The 4,310-nt window shown below is 41.3% G+C and carries 1 protein-coding gene and 2 pseudogenes; 2 read left to right on the top strand and 1 reads right to left on the bottom strand.

The features are described from left to right. A pseudogene (locus tag ACEW80_RS07890) lies at window positions 1-75 on the bottom strand (NYN domain-containing protein); the annotation flags it as partial. Window positions 76-816: 741 nt separating this feature from the next. On the opposite strand from ACEW80_RS07890, the gene ACEW80_RS07885 reads away from it, so the two are divergent. Next, entirely contained in the window at window positions 817-3,186 is a 2,370-nt protein-coding gene (locus ACEW80_RS07885; protein ID WP_373526063.1) for a CHASE2 domain-containing protein, read from the top strand. A gap of 198 nt (window positions 3,187-3,384) precedes the next feature. Next, window positions 3,385-4,173 (top strand): annotated as a pseudogene (locus ACEW80_RS07880) (P-loop NTPase fold protein); the annotation flags it as partial. Between the last annotated feature and the right edge of the window lie 137 nt (window positions 4,174-4,310).

Below are 4,310 nucleotides of genomic sequence, written 5' to 3'. Positions count from 1 at the left end.
GCCATTTTTTTGTTGAGCATAGAACATATTGTTTCCGTCTACAAAAATAGACAGACGATTCATTGGAGAACCCATACAAATTTACACCTAATAATATATATGAATTTAGATGGAACAATAGATTATAGCAATTTTCAAATGTCTTGTTTGCTAATATCTATAAAGTGACTCTTTATCTATAGGTTTTATCCTACCTCTTTCAAGTCATAAAAACGGTTGCAACATTGGAGTTGAGATACTGGCTGCTAAACCTCATTCACCTCCAGCACTGCAAGAGCCACGCTGTGATCAAAATCTACCAATAAAATTGACTGAGTAACAGCATTTATAACTGCATAACATTAAAGTTTACTCCTAAAGAGGTATGGCATAGGCTAAGGGTGGGATATAAGTTAACACCTATCTATAGGTTTTGCTGTCACTATCAGGACAGCCTTTGTAGAGAGTAGCAATATTGCGCCAGAGACAGAAGACGGACTTAGAACAGCTTCTGGTAGAGTACCCAGTTATGAGTGTACCTGTTGGTTAGGTTAGAGTAAAATGTTGCCGTAACCTAATGCAGAAGCGGAGGATATTCGGCTCTGATCTGTGAGACAATAACCAGTTGTAACTCACTTAACATAAAAAGAATAACTTAGGCAGTGCCTAAGTAAGAATCTCTTCGGGGCTAGCTCTACCAATAAAAGTTTTTTGATGAATAGAAGATACTTTACAAATATATAAGATTTTCATTTTAAGTCTTATTTCAATGTGCTTGTACTAAAACATGGTCTGAATAAATAAAAGTGTTCGACTTAAATCAATTAGTAACACGATATGGCAGAAGAACCTACGTCTACCTTAACTAAAAACTATGTCTCTGCTGCCAATAAACTGTCAAGTAAACCGACAAAAGTAACCTCGACAGCATCGGCTCGGCAGTCTAGGTGGATGGTTCGCTTAGGTCATCTACTTGCTGGTGCTTGGGTAATGGGGGCAGCATTGCTGAGTGCTTCTGGTGGGGATTCGGTTCAAGTGATGGAAAATCAGACACTTTCTGCCTTTTTTCAACTGCGTGGGTCGATTGTACCTCCAGAAGACATTGTAATTTTAGCAATAGACGATCAGTCTATATCAGTTCCCGAACAGTACTATAAGACAGATCCAAAACAGTACGCCTACCTAGAAACACTGAAATCTTTTCCCTATAAACGTGCTGCTTATGCCCAGGTAATTACAAAGTTAATCAAAGCAGGTGCTCGTTCGGTAGCGGTAGATGTCCTTTTTGACACGCCAAGCAGTTATGGAGTTACGGACGATCGCCAACTCCAGGCAGCATTGCAAAAATATGGCAGCAAAGTTACCTTAGCAGCCGTGTACGAAAATTTCGAGACACATCAAGGGACGTTTATTCAATTGTCGTCGCCGCAGCAAATGTTTAATACTGGGTTAGTGTCTATTGGCTCAGTTAATTTCCCCTTAGAAGTTGATGGCAAGATTCATCGATTGGCGAGTGAGTTTCCCAAGTCGTTAGCTGAAAATTTGTTAATAGATAAGCTACCCTCCTTTGATGAAGCAGTGCTAAGGGCAGCAAAAGTAAATTATCCCCGACCAAAAGGCGATCGCATTTATTTTTGGGGAACTGCGGGTACATTTGAACCAATATCCTTTTGGCACGTCCTCGACCCGGAAAACTGGAACACTTATTTGCAGCAAGGAAAGATGTTCAAGGACAAGATAGTGCTGATTGGTGCAACAGATAAATTACACAATGATTATCATGCGATAGCTGCTACCACAAACTTTGAACGGATGTCGGGCGTAGAAATTCACGCCAATGCGATCGCCACTTTGATGCAAGGTAAAGCGATCGCCCAAGGAATAAACATTCTACCATTGCGCGGTTTGTTTGTGCTGATTTTAGTTGGCAGTACAGCCTTGATGATTAGCAGATGCAAGCGTAGTCTCAATAGATTTTTGTATAGCCTGGCCATATCTGGTACTTGGGTAGGAATTAGCTATGGGTTATTTGTCTATGGTCAGTTAATTTTTCCTACTACTGTACCAATGATTGCGATCGCAATGACCGGACTTTCCTATCTGGGAACCTCAGTGGTGAGAGAAAATATCAGAAAACGCCAATTAGTCGGCATTTTTCAGAAGTATAAAACTTCCCCCGTAGTCCAAGAGATTATCAGCCAACAAGATGACCTGCAAGACTTAATTCAGCAACGAGATTTAGCCTTATCAGGAAAAGTCCTAGCTCGACGCTACAAAATTGTCAAAGTTCTCGGTTCCGGTGGATTCAGCGAAACCTACATTGCCGAAGATACCCAACGTCCTGGTAATCCGCGATGTGTTGTCAAGCAACTAAAACCAGCCAGCACCAGACCAGAAAGCTTACACCTGGCCAGACGTTTATTTAACTCCGAGGCGCAAACCCTAGAAAGATTGGGAACCCATGCTCAAATCCCTCAACTTTTGGCATATTTTGAAGAAGACGAAGAATTTTATTTAGTGCAAGAACAGATAATTGGTCATCCTTTAAATGAGGAACTCCCAGCAGGTAAAGCAATTGATGAAATTGCAGTGATCAAAATTGTCAGGGACTTATTGCAAACATTAATATTTGTTCATAAAAATAACGTAATTCACCGGGATATTAAACCCAGCAACATCATCCGGCGACACTCAGACGGGAAACTGGTACTAATTGACTTTGGAGCCGTCAAAGAAGTCAGCACCAAACAGCTTGATCATCAAGAGCAAACCCCCTTTACCATTGGCATTGGTACTCAGGGTTATGCACCAAGCGAACAATGTTTTGGCCGTCCTCACTACAGTAGTGATATCTATGCAATCGGCATGGTTGGGATTAAAGCCTTGACTGGAATAACACCCCGTGAGTTAGATAGAGATGCTGACGGAGAGATAAAATGGAGCGATGCCTACGGCAGTAAACTACGCACCCACATAAGCCACTCCCTAGCTCAGATTCTCAGTAAAATGGTGCTAGAAGACTTCAAACAACGATATCAGTCTGCATCAGAGACTCTTGAAGCTCTTGAAACTCTAGAAACTTTTGACGATTTGGTAAATCCTGAAAACATCCACGACATAGCACAAGATGACTCATTAATGAATACCTTAGACGAATTAGGCGCTCCCACAAAATCTTGCTCAAAACCATCTTCAGAAAGTATTTGAGTGAGTTGTATTGCCTAAATTAGACTTTTCGGCGTTACTGAATCAAAAGATAAAACGTCAAAACTCCTTATCCTCTCTGCGCCTCTGCGCCTCTGCGTGAAAAAAATCATCCCTTAAGTTTTTCCGAAATCGCACCTCTGTCCTCTGTATAATCACAAACATGGACAAGAGTATCAGGCTAACTTCGCGTGATTTGCAATGAAACTAGATTTAGTCAGGTTCTTTCAAGCTTGCAACCCCAGCAAAACTCTAGTTGTGAGCAAACCGGAAGATAGACAATATTATATTGATTTCTCCAAAGTGCGTGGTGCCAAGATTATTGAAGAATTAGGGCGAACTATCACCCGCCTTTCACCGGAAGAACCTACTTGTCAATTATTTACCGGACATATCGGCTGTGGCAAATCCACTGAATTGCTGCGGCTCAAAGCAGAGTTAGAGCAGCAGGGATTGCACGTAGTTTATTTTGAGTCTAGCCAAAGCTTGGATATGGCTGATATTGACGTCACAGATATTTTACTCGCAGTAGCTCGTGAAGTGAGCCGAAGCCTAGAAGCAATAAAAATTAACCTCAAACCAGGATACTTTAAAAATCTATTTACCGAAATTGCCGAGTTTTTGCAAACGCCGCTAGATATTGGGGTAGAAGCTGAATTATCTGTAGGTATTGCCAAGATTACTGCCAAAACTAAAGATAGTCCCAAACTTCGCGGTCAGTTGCGGCAATATTTAGAACCGCGCACTAATGGCATTTTAGAATCAATTAACCAAGAATTGCTCAAGCCTGCGAGAGAAAGACTCAAGCAGCAAGGTAAAAAAGGACTAGTGGTAATTATCGATAATCTCGACCGAGTGGATAATTCTTTGAAGCCTTCCGGTTATTACCAGCCAGAATATCTCTTTGTGGAACGGGGTGAACAGTTAAACCAGCTAAATTGTCACGTTGTTTATACCATTCCCCTAGTGTTGATTTTTTCCAACGCTTTAGAGGATGTTTGAAAAGTCGGAAAGGGTGTAAAAAAGCTCTCTCAGTATAAGCTGTGAATAGATAATAGACAGCACCGAGAGAGTAACATGAGTAAAGCATACCCCAGCAACCTGACCCGCGCCCAATATGAATTTCT

This window comes from Nostoc sp., assembly GCF_041747015.1.
GTDB lineage: Bacteria > Cyanobacteriota > Cyanobacteriia > Cyanobacteriales > Nostocaceae > Nostoc.
The sequence above is the reverse complement of the archived record's forward strand: the minus strand, read 5'-3'. Positions and strand labels throughout refer to the sequence as shown.

Coding starts and splice junctions, on each gene's coding strand:
- ACEW80_RS07885 (WP_373526063.1), top strand. CDS start 817: ATGGCAGAAGAACCTACGTCTACCTTAACTAAAAACTATGTCTCTGCT.